The sequence below is a fragment of the Methylotuvimicrobium sp. KM1 genome (genome assembly GCF_044788715.1).
Taxonomy (GTDB): Bacteria; Pseudomonadota; Gammaproteobacteria; order Methylococcales; family Methylomonadaceae; genus Methylotuvimicrobium.
On sequence record NZ_CP173170.1, the window covers coordinates 3,439,402 to 3,456,440 of the forward strand.

Annotated in this window: 20 protein-coding genes; 11 read left to right on the forward strand and 9 right to left on the reverse strand. The window is 48.7% G+C overall.

Annotated features, from left to right (window positions below; genetic code table 11):
* The first annotated feature begins 1 nt into the window (after position 1).
* Positions 2-580 carry an ANTAR domain-containing response regulator gene (locus tag ACINK7_RS14825; RefSeq protein WP_404356342.1) on the forward strand — a complete coding sequence of 193 codons (579 nt, stop codon included), beginning with the start codon at positions 2-4 and terminating at the stop codon, positions 578-580.
* Between the two features lie 72 nt (positions 581-652).
* Positions 653-1,171: a DUF2380 domain-containing protein gene (locus ACINK7_RS14830; RefSeq protein WP_404356344.1), complete on the forward strand. Its 519-nt coding sequence runs from the start codon at positions 653-655 to the stop codon at positions 1,169-1,171.
* A 154-nt stretch (positions 1,172-1,325) separates the two neighbouring features.
* Here ACINK7_RS14830 and ACINK7_RS14835 read toward each other — a convergent pair whose 3' ends face one another.
* The 7 genes from ACINK7_RS14835 to ACINK7_RS14865 all read right to left on the reverse strand — a co-directional run bounded on the left by ACINK7_RS14835 (position 1,326) and on the right by ACINK7_RS14865 (position 8,039).
* The gene (locus ACINK7_RS14835) at positions 1,326-2,000 is read right to left on the reverse strand and encodes a PIN domain-containing protein (RefSeq protein ID WP_404356346.1); all 675 of its coding nucleotides are present in this window, start codon (positions 1,998-2,000) and stop codon (positions 1,326-1,328) included.
* Between the two features lie 24 nt (positions 2,001-2,024).
* Positions 2,025-2,837 (reverse strand): formylmethanofuran dehydrogenase subunit C, encoded by an 813-nt coding sequence (locus ACINK7_RS14840; RefSeq protein ID WP_404356348.1) that lies wholly within the window; start codon positions 2,835-2,837, stop codon positions 2,025-2,027.
* A complete protein-coding gene (gene fhcD, locus ACINK7_RS14845; RefSeq protein WP_404356350.1) occupies positions 2,834-3,730 on the reverse strand; it encodes a formylmethanofuran--tetrahydromethanopterin N-formyltransferase in 897 nt (298 codons plus the stop codon). The genes ACINK7_RS14840 and fhcD overlap by 4 nt, the downstream gene beginning before the upstream one ends.
* A 362-nt stretch (positions 3,731-4,092) precedes the next feature.
* Entirely contained in the window at positions 4,093-4,362 is a 270-nt protein-coding gene (locus ACINK7_RS14850) for a hypothetical protein (protein WP_404356352.1), read from the reverse strand.
* Positions 4,355-4,618, reverse strand: a complete 264-nt coding sequence (locus ACINK7_RS14855; RefSeq protein ID WP_404356354.1) for a DUF4160 domain-containing protein — start codon at positions 4,616-4,618, stop codon at positions 4,355-4,357. The genes ACINK7_RS14850 and ACINK7_RS14855 overlap by 8 nt, the downstream gene beginning before the upstream one ends.
* Positions 4,619-4,659: 41 nt before the next feature.
* Complete coding sequence (locus tag ACINK7_RS14860) at positions 4,660-6,321, reverse strand: formylmethanofuran dehydrogenase subunit A (RefSeq protein WP_404356356.1); 1,662 nt, start codon at positions 6,319-6,321, stop codon at positions 4,660-4,662.
* Positions 6,322-6,773: 452 nt separating this feature from the next.
* Positions 6,774-8,039 carry a formylmethanofuran dehydrogenase subunit B gene (locus ACINK7_RS14865; protein WP_404356358.1) on the reverse strand — a complete coding sequence of 422 codons (1,266 nt, stop codon included), beginning with the start codon at positions 8,037-8,039 and terminating at the stop codon, positions 6,774-6,776.
* A gap of 631 nt (positions 8,040-8,670) precedes the next feature.
* Here ACINK7_RS14865 and ACINK7_RS14870 point away from each other — a divergent pair.
* The 7 genes from ACINK7_RS14870 (at position 8,671) to dapE (ending at position 15,131) form a co-directional block, all read left to right on the forward strand.
* Entirely contained in the window at positions 8,671-9,456 is a 786-nt protein-coding gene (locus tag ACINK7_RS14870) for a M48 family metallopeptidase (RefSeq protein ID WP_404356360.1), read from the forward strand.
* The gene (gene dapC / locus ACINK7_RS14875) at positions 9,456-10,652 is read left to right on the forward strand and encodes a succinyldiaminopimelate transaminase (protein WP_404356362.1); all 1,197 of its coding nucleotides are present in this window, start codon (positions 9,456-9,458) and stop codon (positions 10,650-10,652) included. The genes ACINK7_RS14870 and dapC overlap by 1 nt, the downstream gene beginning before the upstream one ends.
* Before the next feature lie 13 nt (positions 10,653-10,665).
* On the forward strand, positions 10,666-11,484 hold the full coding sequence (gene dapD / locus ACINK7_RS14880) for a 2,3,4,5-tetrahydropyridine-2,6-dicarboxylate N-succinyltransferase (protein ID WP_404356364.1): 819 nt from the start codon (positions 10,666-10,668) through the stop codon (positions 11,482-11,484).
* A 471-nt stretch (positions 11,485-11,955) separates the two neighbouring features.
* A complete protein-coding gene (locus tag ACINK7_RS14885) occupies positions 11,956-12,528 on the forward strand; it encodes a Uma2 family endonuclease (RefSeq protein ID WP_404356366.1) in 573 nt (190 codons plus the stop codon).
* A gap of 82 nt (positions 12,529-12,610) precedes the next feature.
* Positions 12,611-12,853 (forward strand): hypothetical protein, encoded by a 243-nt coding sequence (locus ACINK7_RS14890; RefSeq protein WP_014147745.1) that lies wholly within the window; start codon positions 12,611-12,613, stop codon positions 12,851-12,853.
* A 9-nt stretch (positions 12,854-12,862) separates the two neighbouring features.
* Positions 12,863-13,210: an ArsC family reductase gene (locus tag ACINK7_RS14895; protein WP_404356368.1), complete on the forward strand. Its 348-nt coding sequence runs from the start codon at positions 12,863-12,865 to the stop codon at positions 13,208-13,210.
* Positions 13,211-14,003: 793 nt separating this feature from the next.
* On the forward strand, positions 14,004-15,131 hold the full coding sequence (gene dapE, locus ACINK7_RS14900) for a succinyl-diaminopimelate desuccinylase (RefSeq protein ID WP_404356370.1): 1,128 nt from the start codon (positions 14,004-14,006) through the stop codon (positions 15,129-15,131).
* A gap of 286 nt (positions 15,132-15,417) precedes the next feature.
* Here the strand turns inward: dapE and ACINK7_RS14905 are convergent, their stop codons facing one another.
* Complete coding sequence (locus ACINK7_RS14905; protein WP_404356372.1) at positions 15,418-15,624, reverse strand: hypothetical protein; 207 nt, start codon at positions 15,622-15,624, stop codon at positions 15,418-15,420.
* A gap of 192 nt (positions 15,625-15,816) precedes the next feature.
* The gene (locus ACINK7_RS14910) at positions 15,817-16,260 is read right to left on the reverse strand and encodes a hypothetical protein (protein ID WP_014147741.1); all 444 of its coding nucleotides are present in this window, start codon (positions 16,258-16,260) and stop codon (positions 15,817-15,819) included.
* 79 nt (positions 16,261-16,339) lie between these two features.
* Between ACINK7_RS14910 and ACINK7_RS14915 the strand changes: the two genes are divergently transcribed.
* Both ACINK7_RS14915 and ACINK7_RS14920 read left to right on the forward strand, forming a co-directional pair.
* On the forward strand, positions 16,340-16,615 hold the full coding sequence (locus ACINK7_RS14915; protein ID WP_404356374.1) for an ATP-binding protein: 276 nt from the start codon (positions 16,340-16,342) through the stop codon (positions 16,613-16,615).
* 10 nt (positions 16,616-16,625) lie between these two features.
* On the forward strand, positions 16,626-16,721 hold the full coding sequence (locus tag ACINK7_RS14920) for an ATP-binding protein (protein ID WP_404356376.1): 96 nt from the start codon (positions 16,626-16,628) through the stop codon (positions 16,719-16,721).
* The last annotated feature ends 318 nt before the right edge of the window (positions 16,722-17,039 follow it).

Genomic DNA, 17,039 nt, shown 5'->3' on the forward strand with positions numbered 1-17,039 from the left:
CATGCAAGCGCTGAAAATCTTAATCGCCGATGAAATTCAAGGCGAAAAACTGCTCGAGAAAACCCTGAAACAGCATGGTTTCGAAACCGCTTGTCTTCCGTTCGATACTATCGATTTAAATTCGTTGGTATTAAATTTATTGCCGGACATCGTGGTGTTAAATGTTTATACCCCGACACCAAAGATACTCGATGCTATCTTGACGATCAATCAAAGCCATTCGGCGCCGGTGATCCTGTTTGCCGAAGATCAGGATAGCGACACGATCGATAAAGTCATCAAGGCCGGCGTCAGCGCTTATATCGTCGACGGGCTCGACCCCAAACGCATCAAAACCATCATCGATATCGCGGTGGCTCGATTCAAAGAGCAACACGCCATCAAGGAAGAACTGAAAAAAACTAAATCGCAACTGGAAGAACGCAAATTAATAGACCGCGCAAAAGGTATTTTAATGAAATCGCAAGGCTTCGACGAAGCTCAGGCTTACCATGCATTAAGAAAACTAGCGATGGATCGGAATATTTCGATCGGCGAAATGGCGAAAAATGTCATTTCGATGGCTGATTTGTTGAAGTAAGGGTTACGCTTTCTATCATTTTGTTTTAGGGGTAGACTGTCCCTTTATTGCCAATCACGAACGAGAAAGCCGATGAAGAACTCTGTCTATGCTCGCCTCATTGCCGCTTTTTTCCTGACGATATTCGGAACGAGTGTCTTAGCTGAATCTCGAATTGCCGTTTTGGTTTTCGAGTTAAAAGATCTCACATTGGCTCCAGGCATCCCTCAAGAACTGGAGCGCACCGCTTCGATCAAGCCTCAACTCGAAGCCGAATTAACAACATTAGGGAATGACATAGTCGAAACCGACTTCGCATCCCAACAAAAGGCCAATGCCGGGACCGGTTATCTATTCGATCACCATGATGTGGCCGCGAAACTCGGCAAGCAGTTCGACGCCGATTACATCCTGGTCGGTAGACTGCATAAACCGAGCTTCTTGTTTGCTTATATCATGGGGCATTTAATTCGAGTCGACGACGGCAAACTGATTGCCGATTACACTTTCGAAGCAAAAGGCCCTAATCAATTCCAAACCAATAAAACCGTCAAAACCCTGGCTAAAGCGATCGACAAGGATTTAAAGCGCCTATCATCTCTATCCGACTAAAAAACCAGGAAGGGCGCACACTAAACTGCTGTTAAATGGCGTAGCCCGTATGCAGCGTAGCGAAATACGGGAATGGCGTGGCTTCGGTCCATCCGGGCTACACGACTGAGAATATTTTGTCCGTCTTGGATTCGAGTGGATAGGCGAGGAGCGACTACTCAGCCGCTAACGATTCGATTTTTGTTTGATTGTAAGTGACTTTATTATCCTTAATCTCTATAGCCTTCTGTTGAATCAACTCATCGAATAAATCTTCCTCATTAACCACATTATTTTTAAATTTACTGCGAATACTGTTGAGCAGAGTTTCTTTTTTGACCGGACGACTTCGGCTATGTTTAATCAAGTGGGCGCAAAATTCTTGGACTAAAACTTCTGGGCTTTTCGGTGCAAAGCCCGGCATATTTTCGAGCTTGACACCGATACGTTGCGCACTCCGGTTCTGGCTGGTTAGTAGGCTGACCGCATGATCGAGGTCGTTGTCGTCGGACACAACATCGAAATGGGTATTTTCGGGAAGTTGAGCCATCATTGCGCCGGCCCAAAAGGTGATGCCGAAATCGGCGGAGTTCTTGCCGCCGTTCGGCATTTTGATGATTTTCAGACGATTTTGATTGACCGTTGCGGTCAGCGGCACGACCCAATCGAGCGGAACGCGAGCGCCGCACTGCGCATAGCAAATTACGACGTGGGTATAAGCAGCCAGATCTTCCATCAACTGATAGACTTGTTTCGGACAATTTTCGAGATCAATCAACAAGACGCGGGCCGCATAATCCGCATTTTCGTCTTCCCTGACCGCCCCATTGTCCGAAACTTTCTCGTTCATGTCGACCGGTCCGCACTCACATCGTTAAGTCCTAACCAGCACTTCGCCACGCCCCATTTCAGCCATGTCGCCGCCGTAACGCCGGACGCGACTGAAGACCGCAGCAGGGTCTGCGAATTTCGAATCGAATCCTTTGAACGACGCGAACAACATCGGCAAAAACGCCAACGTATGCGAGCCGCAATCATTGAAGGTCGCCGGCAATTCGGGCTTATTCCAGAGCAATAAGGTGCCTCGGCGCATTGCATAACCGGTATAGCGTCCGGTTTTTCCCATCACCGCGATCGTGCCGGCCGTCATTCTCGACCCGCAATAATCGCCGGCATTGCCTTCGATCAAAATAACGCCGCGGCGCATGTGATCGCCGACCCGCTCGCCGGCGTTGCCTTTAACCAAAACGGTGCCACCTTTCATGCCCATCTTATTACCGGGCAAAGCGGCGCCGAGAAAATCGCCGGTATTACCGTTGATTTCGATTAAGCCTTTTTTCATTTCGCAAGCCGCGAATAGTCCGGCGTTGCCGTTGACGGTAATCGTACCGGACTTCATGCCCAGCCCCAGATAAGCACCGACATCGCCTTCGACGCGGATCTGTCCTTCGGTTAATTCTTTACCGATAAAATCGAGCTTGGCATAACTGTTCTTAATGACAATCTGTTGTGTATCGTAACCAGCAATCGTGAATAGTTCGTCGACGCGAATTTTGCGCTTGCCGCTATCGAGTTCGAGCGCTGCAATATCGGTCGGCGATAACCCCGCCAGTTTTTGACAAACCAGAGGCGACAAATCGACGCGCTGAGCCGGTCGCTGTTTCAGCGTGAAGGTTAACGCAGTCATGCCATGATCTCCTGTAAATGAAAATGGAAGGGGCCAAGTTTACCGCCGTAATTGCCGGCACTGATGCGTTTGACGCCGTTTTCGGCACCCAAATCGCAGACCGCTTGAATGCCGACTCGCATCGCCTTGTCGATATCCTCCTTGGTTAGGCCGTCGATCACGATTTCCATCACCGATTCGATTTCAGGCGACAAATCGGTTTTGGTGATGCCTTTCAGTGTTGGGCAAAACGCATCGTTAGTCGAAGCTCCCAGTGCTTTATATTTCGAACCGACTTTCGAACCGGAGCGTACGACGCCGCCCGGAAACGGCATGATCACATTCGGAATTTTGCGCATTTCCTCGATCGCGGCCTCGCAGGCCGCCAGCGCTTGCGGCTGCGATTCGGCCAACACCAAGAAATTGCCACCACCGACCGCCTCGACCTGTCCGGTCGTCGCTTCGGTCAGAAACTCGCCGTCCATGACCGGCACGCGCCAATAGCGTTTGCCGCCGATCACTTTGGAAATCTGGAAACCGTCGCCGAAATAGCGCAGGTTTTTACCCAGCGGAATCGGCTTATCGCTGGTTATGCCGGCGAACAACGCCGAAGTCGGTGAAGTCAGCACGCACTGGCCGGCGCGCGTTTCCAATTGTTTCGCTAGTCCCTTACCGCCCATTGCGAAGATCAATACCGCAACACCGGGCCGTCCGTCCGGCGTCTCTGAAGGTTCTAGCACGCGCTCGATGCCGGCCTCGCAGCCGCAAGCGATGACCGAAGTCGCGAAACCGGTCATCGCCTGCGCCGAGATCATCGCCCATTTTTCGTTCTGCGCGGTGATAATCGCGCGCGTCGCCTTCATCGGAAAGGCCTCGGCAAAGGTTTTGTCTATCGTTACGCCGTTAATAATCATGTTGGGTACTCATTGTTCATTATTCTGTTGATTTGCCGAATGAAATTTAGCGATCTTTCACGCGTTGAAAAAAAGCTCCTGCTCGATACCAACTTGCTTGTGAATTGCCCGAAAACTAGCTTCAGGTGCTTGCATTCCCAAGCCTTTGAAAGTATTAAATATTTCGATATAACCATAAAGTAACGTGAAGGATTAGATTTTTGATTTTATAACCTTTATCTTCACTGCCTTCATGGTGAATCAATTTTTATGATGTATTTGCCAATATATTCACAGTCTCAAGGTTTGGGAATGAGCAAAAAAATCATCTATGCTTACTGTTCTAAGGTCTTAGGATGATGCCAGAAAGCTTTTCCACACACTCAAGCCGCCTTCAAATCAAACTGCAATTTACCTTGTTGTTTGAGTTTTATATGAATATTAGCCGGACTCAATTCAAGTCCGTTCTTCCAACATAAAGCGCCTAATTCCAGATAAAATTGCTTGAAGTAATTATCATCTTGCAAGGGAATAAGCAATTCGGTCCGCTTATCCAGCAAGCCCTGTAAATCATAATCTCCAAAAGATTGATCTGAAAACCACAACCGGATAACTTTACGCTCAATATATTCAGCTTTTACAATTTTAATCATTGTCGGCCCCGGGAATTCGTAGCAATGGTTTTAATTCGACGGCTAATTGCCAATCGACCATCAATTCTTGCCGATGGTCGCTGGCCCATTCTCTAACCAATTTCAATGCCTTATTAGGCAAATGCCCTTCAAGAAGTTCGCCATTAATAGCGACTGAAGCTTGATGCCCTTGATATTCAACATGAAAATGAGGCGGATTATGATCATCATGATACATCCTTATATAAATACCAAAAAAATAGGAAATAACGGGCATCGAGACTTACCATTACTTTAATTGTGTCCGTCGAACTAGATTCATAACAACTGCAATGGATGCACCGTCAAACTTCCCCGCCCGTCCTCGGTAAACTCGTCGTCGCTGATTTTGAAGTTACCCATTTTCATCGTCAGATAGCGGTCGAAATAAGACTTGAGGTCTTTTTCGACGGTCGCGTCATAATCAGGTTTGACAACATGTGTCGTTCCCCATTTTACATGGACGATCTGGCCATCTTTGACGACCATCTCGCCGTCTTTGAACACGTAATCCGGTTTTTCGAACATTTTTTGCCGATCGGCGTTTTCGGTGTACACGGTAATGTCGCCCCAATTTCCAGCGGTCAGGCCGCCGCGATCTTTCAGGCCGATCAACTTGGCCGCGCCCGCGCGCGTCATGATCGCGATTTCGTTCAGCGTGTATTCGCGGTCGATCGATGCCAGCGTCGTCATTTTTTGCGCTTCCGGATGAATCGTCGCGAGCATATCGTTGCGGAAGCTTTTATCCATCAACAGGCGGATCAAATGCGGATAGGTCGTAAACGGCGCGCCATTCGGGTGATCGGTGGTCAGAAATACGCGCCACGGATCGTCCACGAGCAAGAAAATTTCGAGACCGATCGCCCATTGCAAGGCATTGACGAAATTCTGGTCCCTGTATTTGAACGGCACGACGCCGCAACCGGCATCGCATTCGATATCCATGCACACCCATTTGTTCGGATGCGCATGCTTGTGGTTCGCATGCTGGCGCATGTTGTCGCCGGAAGCCGTGACGGTCTGGCCGAACAGAATCTGACCGACATCGATCGTGATGTTCTTGTGCTTGTTGACCGCTTCGGCGATTTGCGCGGCACCCGATGAAAATTTGAAGTCGCCTTCGGTACCGTAGCTGTGGAACTGAATGTGCGTCAAATGCATCGGCAAACCGCCGACGCCTTGAATCGTATCGAGCGTCGTGTCGACATTGCCGGGCACGCCCAGATTGCAGCCGTGGACATGCAGAGGATGACTAACGCCAAGCTCTTTAACAGCAGTCGCCAAGGTTTGCAGAATTTGCCGCGGCGTCACGTCGTAATAGGCGTTTTTTTCATCCAAATCGAGCTTGCGCTGATTAAACTTGAACGCGCTGATGCCGCCAGCATTAACGACTTTAATACCGATACATTTTGACGCTTGTAGAATCCACGCGACATAATCGTTAACCGCTTTTTGATCTTTTTTTGCAGTCAACATGCGCAACAAGTAGTCGTCGCTACCGAGCATCGCGTAGCCCCCTTTATCCAAAATCGGAATATCGCCCATTTCCATATGCGCCTGGCGAGCATTGACCGGCAACACTGCCGGTTCGAACGCGGCCGTATAACCCATTTCGGCGTAACGATAGCCTGTGACATAAGTGCTCGGCATCGCATGACCGCTTCCGGAACGCGTCAGATCGGTACGAATGACCGGATCGGACCGATGATCTTCCGGCAACAGGATTCTCGCGATATTCCCCTTACCGCCGCCGATATGCGTATGCATGTCGATTGCACCGGACATCACGACCTTACCGGTTAAATCATATTCTTGATCGATTTTGAGATCGGCCGCCGGCCTGTCGACAATACGGCCGTCTTGAATGTAAATATCCCGTTTTTGGCCGTCGATTCCGCCGGCGGGGTCATAAACCGTTCCACCCGTTAATTTAATCAGCATAGCTTTTCCAAATGATTAGAGATGAACAGTACATCGAAGCACATAGACATCGGATTATTCGTTGAATTATATCATTTTTGCGCAGAGGCGCTGAGGCGCAGAGAGTTGATGGTTAGAAACAAAAAGATCGTTCCATATGAAATGACGACCGTAAAACAAAATGTCTGACATAACCCTACCAACATCTCGTATTCTTATTTTCTCCGCGCCTCTGCGCGAGATATACCCATCGTAGATCAAAACTCGGCACCGGGGCGCCCGTCAAAGGACGTCGTGAACCCAGCACCTAAATTATCCAAGATAGTTAACCATAGCCAATGAACTATGGAATTTAGGTGCTGGGTGAATACATCCATGTAGGTTCCATGCCAGCATCCATGCTGGAAAAGCCTTTATCGAGCCCCCTGGTGCCTCCTTAGGCACTGCCGATAGTTGAAGTATGAAAGGTATAATTAAATCAATAGCCCCCGCTCGATCGCCGATAATACCTCGGCGGCAGCAGGTAAGCCCGAATCGCGCAATTTTTTCAGACGTATCGCCACAACACTATCGGCACGATAAGCGTGGCCGGCATGATCGATACCCGGCGTACCCAATGGAATGTAAACATCCGGTTCTTTATCGAATACCATGCCCGAACGGCCTAAGACAATGGTCGGCACATCGGTAACAGGCGGTATTGCTTTGCTATTGAATGCTTGCACCCACAGCAAAGCATCGCCCTCACCGTTCTCGAGCATTGCTCTACTATCGTACAAATAAGGATCGTATTCGGGGTAGCCTTTAGCATAGTTAATCCGTGCCGGATAACCGGAAATCCATCCCGCAACCTGACTGGCTGTCAGATCGCCTTCCTTGCCGCTCAACGGCAAACCGGAACAACGGCTTCCCTGATCGTTGATATCCTTGATCAGCTCGCAAACCGATTGGACAGTAAGTTCTGCTTGATCGAAAGCCAACGCTGACGCTGCCCAAGTCACGACGCCGTATTTCGCAGCTTGCAAACGCTCGGCCACGGTCTGCAAATCGGAAACCTTAATACCTCCTACCGAATCGACAACGATTTTATGTCTCTTGACTAAGGCCCTCAATACCGCAACAACCTCTGGCAAATCGGTATCGGCACAAGTCAATACTTGCGCTTGTTTACCGTTTGGCGAAATCTGAGCAGTGCCGGAAGGCGCCTTGCCCAAATAAATCACCTCTCGGTTAGCAGTATCCTCCAGAAACATCGACTCTTGGTTCCAAAGATAACGTTCGAAAAAACGCGGCACGAAACTTTCCAAATCCTTACCGACCACCAACAGTAAATCGCAACGATTCTTGACCTCGGCCAGCGTTGTCGTCATCCATCCGGAATCTTGCATCGCCAAATAATTACTTCTCGATACATTGAAGTTCATCTGATCGACCACGCCGCCGCAACGGTCGGCCAACGCCAGCAACGCGCGCATACCGTTGACATCGGTCGCACAACCCCCGATGATCGGCTGACTGGAATCTTGTAATATTTCAACGGCTTTAGCCACAGCATGCTCAAGAGCGACTTGCTTCCCGGCGACTCTGGGCTTAAAGTCGGTAATGACTTGTTCAAATGCAGGGGTATTGACCGCGCAGCCGTTGCTTAGAACCTTCAACGACAAACCGTCGACACTAATTGTCAGATCATCGGTTCCAATACCGCAAAAAGGACTGGGCACTTCGGTAATTTCAGTCACGCGCTTTTCCTCTTTATATCTTTAATTGATTTAGATTTAGCCATGCCGATTAAACGATTAACGCGATACGACACTACAGTAATAGCAAGCATTTTAACCCGAAATAACCGCCCTGTCCCGTTTCACCCGGCATTTCCCGCTTAGAATTTTTCATTCATCCTGTATAGACAGCCATTAGATCCAGAGCCCGACAAATCAATCAACTTTAGAAAGCACGACATAACCTCACCATTGTCGGGTTAAAATCTTCTTGAATACTTTTTCGAACCTTCATTATCGAGTTACGTTAAAATATCGATCGAAATTACGAATACTCATTGCAGATTACGGCGGTCTCACAGTATAAACCCATCGCCCTTCAATTTTCGGCAGTGTCTAAGGAGGCACAGAGGTGCCTGGCAAAGGCTTTGCCAGCATGGTTGCTGGCATAGAACCTACATGGACGTATTCACCCAGCACCTAAATTCCATAGCCCCTTGGCTATGTTTAATATTATGGCTAATTTAGGTGCTGGGTTCACGGCGTCCTTTGACGGGCCCCCGGTGCCGAATTTTGATCTGCGATGGGTAGATAATCGCATAAGTATTCCTGATCAACCTAACGTCTTCAATTCGGCAAAGGGTACCGCATTATGTTTAATAAAATCTCACTGGCACTTAGCGTCACCCTATTATTGAACGCTTGCGCCACCAGCCCGACAGGCAGAACGCAATTCGCATTCATGCCCGATACCCAACTCAATCAAATGGGGCTTCAGGCTTTCGACAGCTTAAAAAAAGAAACCCCGATTAGCAGCAATCAGAGGCACACTCAATTTGTTACATGCGTATCCAATGCGGTCATCCGGGAGGTTGGCGGCAATTGGGAAGTCGTTGTATTCGAAGACAACAGCTTGAACGCCTTCGCCTTGCCCGGTAATAAAATTGGTGTACATTCAGGCATGGTCAACTTCGTCGACAATCAAGACCAATTGGCATCTATCATCGGTCATGAAATCGGCCATGTATTGGCAAGACACAGCAACGAACGCGTCTCGCAACAAATGGCCGTCAGCTCCGGTATGGCCTTGATTCAAGCCGTCAGCTCTCCGCAAACCGCGATGGGTCAAACGGCTCTCGGACTGCTCGGTGTCGGTGCCCAGTACGGTGTGCTGTTGCCCTACAGCCGACTGCATGAAAACGAAGCCGATAAAATCGGCCTCGACTTGATGGCCAAGGCCGGTTTCGACCCCCGCCAAAGCGTTATACTGTGGCAAAAGATGGCGCGAGCCGGCGACGGTCAACAACCGCCGGAATTTATGTCTACACACCCCGCACATGCCACTCGAATTCAAGAATTGCAAAATGCCATGCCAAGAGCATTGGAAATTCAAAAACAAGCAGTCGCTCAAGGCAAACAACCTCGCTGCAGTAAATAATGAATCCAAATTTAAAGCATCTACAGCCTTACCCGTTCGAAAAGCTAGCTCGGCTCAAACAAGGCATCGTTCCGCCTGCCGATAAAGCCCACATCGCGCTGTCGATAGGCGAACCCAAACACATTACGCCGCACATCATTCAAGAAGCGCTCATCACGCACATGCATGGTCTATCGGCTTATCCATCGACGCGCGGATTGCCGGAACTCCGGCAATCGATGGCCGAATGGATCGCGATGCGTTTTAAAATACCGGTCGATTTACTCGATCCCGAAACACAAGTACTACCGGTCAACGGAACCCGCGAAGCCTTGTTTTCGTTCGCGCAATGCCTCGTCGAACCGAGCGAAAAACCGTTGATCTTGATGCCGAATCCGTTTTACCAAATTTACGAAGGCGCGGCTTTACTAGCCGGTGCACAGCCCTATTTCCTGAATACGACCGAGGAAAACGCTTACCTACCCGACTTCAACACTGTTCCCGAATCGGTTTGGCGACGTTGCCAGTTGTTGTATATTTGCTCGCCGGGCAATCCGACCGGTGCGGTCATCCCTCAAGCACAGCTGGAACATTTGATCGAATTGGCCGAACGCTACGACTTCGTGATTGCGTCGGATGAATGCTACAGCGAAATTTATGCCGACGAAAATAACCCGCCAACCGGACTTTTGGAGGCGGCTGTTGCGACCGGCAACACAGAGTTTAAGCGTTGCGTGATCTTTCATAGTCTATCGAAGCGCTCGAATGCGCCGGGTTTGCGATCAGGCTTCGTTGCCGGAGACGCGGAAATTCTGCAGCGTTATTTTCAATACCGCACCTACCATGGCTGCGCGATGCCGGTACCGACGCAACATGCCAGCATAGCAGCCTGGCGCGATGAAGCGCATGTCGTCGACAACCGTCAGTTATACCGGGAAAAATTTAGTGCATTCAAAGACATATTATCCGAAGCGACTGCCGTTACCATCCCTCCGGCAAGTTTCTATATCTGGTTAAAAACTCCGGTATCGGAAATTCAATTTGCACAACAGCTGTTTGCATCCGAAAATGTAACAGTCTTGCCGGGCAGTTATTTATCCAGACCGTTCAACGAATCCGATCCCGGCCGGAATCACGTCAGGATAGCCTTAGTGGCGCCGATCGAAGAATGCATCGATGCCGCAAAACGCATTAGAAATTTCATTCACACGCTATAAACAACGGAAAATCATGTCAGAACTAGAAAATATTATTAATACCGCCTTTGAAAACCGTGCCGACATCACGCCGGTCAATGTTTATCCCGAATTGCGCGAGACGATAAAAGAAGCGATCAATCTACTCGACAGCGGCAAGGCCCGTGTCGCCGAAAAAATCGACGGCGAATGGGTCGTTAACCAATGGCTCAAAAAGGCGGTGTTATTGTCGTTTCGCGTCAATGAGAACCGCGTCATGGACGGCGGCGTCAACCGTTATTACGACAAGGTCGAAACCAAATTCGCGTCTTATACGCCGGACGATTTCGCCAAAGCCGGCGTACGCGTCGTACCGAACGCGAATGCTCGCCACGGCTCCTACGTCGCGCCCGGAGCGGTATTGATGCCCTCTTACGTCAACATCGGCGCTTATGTCGACAGCGGCACGATGGTCGATACCTGGGTCACGGTCGGATCGTGCGCGCAAATCGGTAAAAACGTACATTTATCAGGCGGCGTCGGCATCGGCGGCGTGCTTGAACCTTTGCAAGCGGGACCGACCATTATCGAAGACAACTGTTTCATCGGCGCACGCTCGGAAATCGTTGAAGGCGTGGTCGTCGAAGAAGGCTCGGTCATTTCGATGGGCGTTTACATCGGCCAAAGCACCAAGATCTATAACCGTATGACCGGCGAGATCACTTACGGCCGCGTACCTGCAGGATCGGTCGTGGTACCGGGCAACTTACCTTCCTCGGACGGCAAATACAGCCTATACTGCGCGGTGATCATCAAGCAAGTCGACGAAAAAACTCGTAGCAAAACCGGTATCAACGAATTGCTGCGCGATTGATTCGCATTTTGCCTGATACGCATTACCCCGTTCCCACGCCACAAAGGCTGCGAAGTATTGGCGGACAAAAGATAAAAAAATTATTTACCATGAAGAACATGAAGGTAATGAAGAAAAAGACTATAAGATCTACAGCCTAATTCTTCTGCGGGACGGGTTATTTAACTCGTCCCCAACGTTTCGGTTTGCCCTAAACATTTCGGCTAACTTCGGCCAAAGTCAAAACGTTTAGGACGGGGTTGCAAACCCCGTCCTGCTAGGTGATAAAAAATTATTTACCATGGAGAACATGAAGGTAATGAAGAAAAAGACTATAAGATCTACAGCCTAATTCATCATGTGACTTCATGCCCTTCATAGTTATTTCGTTATTTTGAATACTTTCATAGCATCAGGACCGTGGGAACCAAAAATCCGCCCCAAGAAAATACCCGCTTCTTGAATGACTGCGATTAAAACGGTAAATCACTGATGAGCTTAAAACGAGCCGAACATTTTATAAGCGAGGAAGAGTATCTCCAAGGCGAACAAGAAGCCGAGACTAGACATGAATTGATCAATGGAGAAGTCTATGCGATGGCCGGCGCGAATGAAAACCACAATCTAGTGTCGGGCAACATTTTTTCCGAAGTGAAAAGCCGTCTAAAAGGCTCGCCTTGTAAAACCTTCATGTCGGATATGAAAGTCAAAGCCGGCGGCGATTTTTTTTACCCGGATGTCATGGTCGTTTGCGAAGAAGACAACGAACATGAATACTACAAAAGCGCACCGATTTTGATTGTCGAGGTTTTATCCGAAAGCACCCGGAAATTTGATAAAACTTCTAAACGTTTAATTTATCAGAATATTCCTAGTTTGGAAGAATATGCGATCATCGAACAAGAACGTTGCGAAATCGAGGTTTTCAGAAGAAAAGATCACTGGCAGTCGACTTATTACTACCTAGGCGATGACGTCTTCTTTGCTTCGCTAGACGTATCCGTTTCGGTTGAAGACATTTATTATCAAGTCGTCAATGCCGACATAATCAAGTATTTTGCCTAACGCTGATTTTTTCCGCTATCCGAACAAGGTACGCGATGTGTACCCTACAAAATTTTAACTCTTAACCAACCACACCTCGACCATGACTGAAAATTTATCCAACGATGCCGTTATCTACGCAATGCTTTCGATCAACAGCGAAATTGCCATACAAAAAGATTATCTCGATTCGCCGGAACTGCCGGTAGACGAAAAAGAATACGAAGAAGAAACGCTCGCCGATCTCGAGCAAGCCTTGATGGAGTTTATCGAGCTGTATAAAAACCGCCTTAAAGCGGATAAAACCCTGCCTAGCCTAGATGAGCTGTTATATAGCGAATTATAAACCCGACCTATGCCTACACTTTACGGAATCAAAAACTGCGACACGATCAAGAAAGCCCGAAAGTGGCTCGACCAAAACGGCATTGATTACCGCTTTCACGATTATCGGGAAGACGGCTTGACGACCGAATTGCTGAAAAACTTTTTGGCTCGAAGCGACTGGCAAACATTGCTCAACCAGCGCAGCACCAGTTGGCGGCAACTTGATGCGGCACAAAAATCCGACCTGGACGAAGACAAGGCTTTAAAATTGATGCTCGAAACGCCGACACTGATCAAACGCCCCGTGCTAGACAACGGGGGCCAACTGGTCGTCGGCTTTAAGGCTGAACAATATCAAGCCGAATTTGACCTCTAACTCCTTTTCAAGCCGCCTCGAACGTTTTGGTTTGCTTTGAACACGGTCGAAACGCTTAGGACGGGGTTACAAACCCCGTCCTGCATAGGGTACTGTAGGGTGCGCATCGCGCACCTTTCCACGGTACCGAACCAGACGCAAGTCCCGACCCAGGTGCGCGATGCGCACCCTAGCGCTTTATAATTCATGATGACTAACAATAATCCAAGTTTAATACTCCCTTTTGATTGAAAAACCATCTAAGAATAAAAGGTATGGGATGTGTCTATCGAGGACCGCCGTTCACCCAGCACCTAAATTATCTCAGATAGTTAACCATAGCCAATGGACTATGGAATTTAGGTGCTGGGTAAACCCATCCATGGGGGCTTGACGGCAGCGATCCCTGCTGCCGACATCCTCGCTAGCCACACCCCATACCTTCATAAAGTTATACCTATCGGAGATCAAAATTCGGCACCGGGGTGCCCGTCAAAGGACGCCGTGAATACGTCCATGTAGGCTCTATGCCAGCTCCATGCTGGCAAAGCCTTTGCCGAGCACCCCGGCGCCTCCTAAGACACTGCCGAAATTTGAAGTGCGAAAGGTATAGCTAATTTTTGAGTATAAAGGGAGTAAAGCGGGAACATAGAAATTAGCTAAAATCGCTTTTTTTTCGACAGTCTCCCCCTAGCCCCTCTTTTTCAAAGAGAGGGGCTGAATACTTTCCTTCCGAGCAAAGAATTTGAAAATTAGCGAAAACGCCTCATTCAATAACAACGAAATACGCTACAAAACCTGCCGTACATAAATCATGAACGATCCATTGGAATTACTTAAAGACTTGATCAGCCGCCCATCGGTCACGCCCGACGACGCCGGATGCATGGAACTGCTTGCCGAACGCCTCGAGAAAACGGGCTTCCGCGCCGAATATCTCGATTTCGAAGATACCCGGAATATTTTTCTGAAACGCGGCGAAGACAAACCGCTGTTCGTTTTTCTCGGTCACACCGACGTCGTGCCGACCGGCCCGATCGAACGCTGGCATTCGCCGCCGTTCGAGCCGACGATAAAGGACGGTAAACTCTACGGAAGGGGCGCGGCAGACATGAAAAGCGGCATCGCCTGTTTCGTCACTGCAGTCGAACGCTTCATCGAAAAACACCCGGATCACCGAGGCTCAATCGCGATCATGCTAACCAGCGACGAAGAAGGCCCCGCGACGAACGGCGTCGTCAAGGTCATTGAAACCCTGGAACAACGCAACGAAAAAATCGACTGGTGCCTGGTCGGCGAACCGTCGAGCGACAAAAAGCTTGGCGACGTCATTCGAGTCGGTCGGCGCGGCTCGCTGTGCGCGAAACTGACCGTACACGGCATACAAGGCCATGTCGCCTACCCAGAAATCGCCGAGAACCCGATTCATCGTTTCGCCCCGGCACTCAAAGAACTAACCGAGGAAATCTGGGATAGGGGCAATGCATTCTTTCCACCGACCAGCTTACAAGTCTCGAACTTCAACGCCGGCACCGGCGCCGAAAACATCATTCCAGGCAGTATCGAGGTTCAGTTCAACCTGAGATTCAGCACTGAATCAAACGAAGACAGTATCAAAAGGCGCACACAAGCCATTCTGGATAAATACGATTTAAAATATGATTTGGAATGGCGATTGTCGGGAAAACCTTTTTTGACCGACAAAGGCGAATTGATCAATGCGGTACACGCCGGGATCTATTCGGTCACCGGTTTCGAACCGGTCGACGATACCGGCGGAGGAACCTCGGACGGACGTTTCGTCGCCCCCACCGGCGCACAAGTCGTCGAACTCGGACCGATCAACGCCACGATTCACAAAATCAACGAAAACGTCGACCTTAAAGATTTGGACACTCTGACCGATATCTATCACAACACACTGGTTGAATTGATGATATAAACTCGGAGGGTAGCATGCCCGAAATCAAACTACCCGGACCAATGCGCATGGTCTGGGGAAGCCTCGGCTGTTTTTGGCTAGCGGGAATAATAAACAAAGGCTTTTATACGACGGCCGTTATACTGCTTTTATTCGTTCCGGTACTAATTATTATTAACGGAGAGACGCCTAGCCAAATGAGAAAACTGCAGAAAGCCCCTCGCACAGAGCCATCCGATTCATCAGCCGCATAGACTCCGAGCGAATATCTCACGGATTTACTTCTGGGCTTGGTACATTATCTATCTTAGGATTTGGTCGCAAATAACCCCCCTATTTTAGGGAAGGTTCGGTTGCTCGATTGGCAGGTGTCGGCGGCAGGGCAGATTTTTGCTCCTGCAAAATCTGCATTCACGCCATCCATGGCGTTTGCAGATTTTTGCTCCTCGGCAATTGCTGAGTTACAAGGATGTAACGAATGCAGAAAATGCAGGAGCATTTTTCTGCCCTGCATCGCCTAAAGCGCCTACTGTTGGTGCTCTAATACACGCCATCCATGGCGTAATGCAAAATCTGCATTCATGCCATCCATGGCAATCAGATTCCGCCGTCAAGCCTACACGGAAGTATTCACGGCATCCTGCCAAGCGAGTTACCGAACCCTAAACAAAGCCCATAGTTCCAGGACGTTATTTATCACGAAATCCTAAGTCAATTTTACGATAGCAATAACGGCGGAAACGGTTAAACCTAACGACCAAAACATAAACCGATCCATGCGTCGGGTAATAGCGGTTAAATGCTTGTCCATTTGTTCAAAACGCTTATCGACTTCCTCAAAACGCTTATCGACTTGTTCAAAACGTTTATCAACTTGCTCAAAACGCTTATCGACTTGTTCAAAACGATTATTCATATCGGAACGCATTTCTTCAAAACGTTTATCGACTTGCTCGAAACGCTTTTGAGTCATCTCAAAGCCTTGCATCATCAACTCTCGCTGATGTTTAAGCTCCTCCTCGACACGAACGATACGCTCACGAAGCTCAAGCTCATAACGCACATTCGCATTAACTACTTCCGGACGCGCCGCAATACTTTGATCGATGAGTTTTTGTATTTGTATTAAATCTTCTTGGGCGAGTGCCATCTTAATGGCTCCATAAAAAACAGTAAGTAATAGCGGATATACTAGCCATAACGCTTTGGTAAAACAACTTCTTGGGTGAATGACTGAAATTTCCAGTTTGAACATGTTCACGCAGTATACTGCACTGGGCTTTATGGAGACCTTGGAACTGGTCGAACTCAAAGGCGAGTTAAAAAAGAAAATCAACCAACTGCTCAAATTCGATGTGCTCATCATCGACGAGTTGGGCTACCTGCCGATGAACAAACAAGGCATGCACAACCTGTTTCAGTTCATCAACGCGCTATACGAATACCGCTCGGTGATCCTGACCACCAACAAGGAATTTACCACTGGGGCGAGTTTTTATCGATGACAACGTCGCCGTGCCCATCGTCGACCGCATCATCCATCATTCACATATTTTTATGCTCGGAGGGGAAAGTTATCGACTCAAATCAAAGCTAAATCAAGCATCGTAACCCTGGAAAAGTGGCTCAATTTTAATGGCCAAAACTGGCTCAATTCTGTTGGCCATTGACAAAGACGAAAAAGGCATTTGGCACTATACCGACAAGGCGCCCGACCTACGCCATCCGAAATGATTACGGCGACCTGGTACAAGTGGAAGTCGCTTTTGTCGAGAACGAGAATACTTTGGGCAATCCGGCGTTGCCGCATCGCTTTATCGTGCCTATCAAGGCGGAACTGTCAGAGCGGACAGGTTTCTTGTCTGTCTTCTTAGTTTTAGCCCTATCCTAAGCTTTGCTTTTTTAATAAATTGGCATATTGCCTACAGC

Excerpts from the sequence above, each read along its gene's own strand:
- ACINK7_RS14840 (WP_404356348.1), bottom strand. The coding sequence starts at position 2,837 with ATGACTGCGTTAACCTTCACGCTGAAACAGCGACCGGCTCAGCGCGTC.
- dapC (WP_404356362.1), top strand. The coding sequence starts at position 9,456 with ATGAATCCAAATTTAAAGCATCTACAGCCTTACCCGTTCGAAAAGCTA.
- ACINK7_RS14830 (WP_404356344.1), top strand. The coding sequence starts at position 653 with ATGAAGAACTCTGTCTATGCTCGCCTCATTGCCGCTTTTTTCCTGACG.
- ACINK7_RS14835 (WP_404356346.1), bottom strand. The coding sequence starts at position 2,000 with ATGAACGAGAAAGTTTCGGACAATGGGGCGGTCAGGGAAGACGAAAAT.
- ACINK7_RS14905 (WP_404356372.1), bottom strand. The coding sequence starts at position 15,624 with ATGCAGGGCAGAAAAATGCTCCTGCATTTTCTGCATTCGTTACATCCT.
- ACINK7_RS14915 (WP_404356374.1), top strand. The coding sequence starts at position 16,340 with ATGACTGAAATTTCCAGTTTGAACATGTTCACGCAGTATACTGCACTG.
- dapD (WP_404356364.1), top strand. The coding sequence starts at position 10,666 with ATGTCAGAACTAGAAAATATTATTAATACCGCCTTTGAAAACCGTGCC.
- ACINK7_RS14885 (WP_404356366.1), top strand. The coding sequence starts at position 11,956 with ATGAGCTTAAAACGAGCCGAACATTTTATAAGCGAGGAAGAGTATCTC.
- ACINK7_RS14910 (WP_014147741.1), bottom strand. The coding sequence starts at position 16,260 with ATGGCACTCGCCCAAGAAGATTTAATACAAATACAAAAACTCATCGAT.
- ACINK7_RS14850 (WP_404356352.1), bottom strand. The coding sequence starts at position 4,362 with ATGATTAAAATTGTAAAAGCTGAATATATTGAGCGTAAAGTTATCCGG.
- ACINK7_RS14890 (WP_014147745.1), top strand. The coding sequence starts at position 12,611 with ATGACTGAAAATTTATCCAACGATGCCGTTATCTACGCAATGCTTTCG.
- ACINK7_RS14860 (WP_404356356.1), bottom strand. The coding sequence starts at position 6,321 with ATGCTGATTAAATTAACGGGTGGAACGGTTTATGACCCCGCCGGCGGA.
- ACINK7_RS14825 (WP_404356342.1), top strand. The coding sequence starts at position 2 with ATGCAAGCGCTGAAAATCTTAATCGCCGATGAAATTCAAGGCGAAAAA.
- dapE (WP_404356370.1), top strand. The coding sequence starts at position 14,004 with ATGAACGATCCATTGGAATTACTTAAAGACTTGATCAGCCGCCCATCG.
- ACINK7_RS14855 (WP_404356354.1), bottom strand. The coding sequence starts at position 4,618 with ATGCCCGTTATTTCCTATTTTTTTGGTATTTATATAAGGATGTATCAT.
- ACINK7_RS14895 (WP_404356368.1), top strand. The coding sequence starts at position 12,863 with ATGCCTACACTTTACGGAATCAAAAACTGCGACACGATCAAGAAAGCC.
- fhcD (WP_404356350.1), bottom strand. The coding sequence starts at position 3,730 with ATGATTATTAACGGCGTAACGATAGACAAAACCTTTGCCGAGGCCTTT.
- ACINK7_RS14870 (WP_404356360.1), top strand. The coding sequence starts at position 8,671 with ATGTTTAATAAAATCTCACTGGCACTTAGCGTCACCCTATTATTGAAC.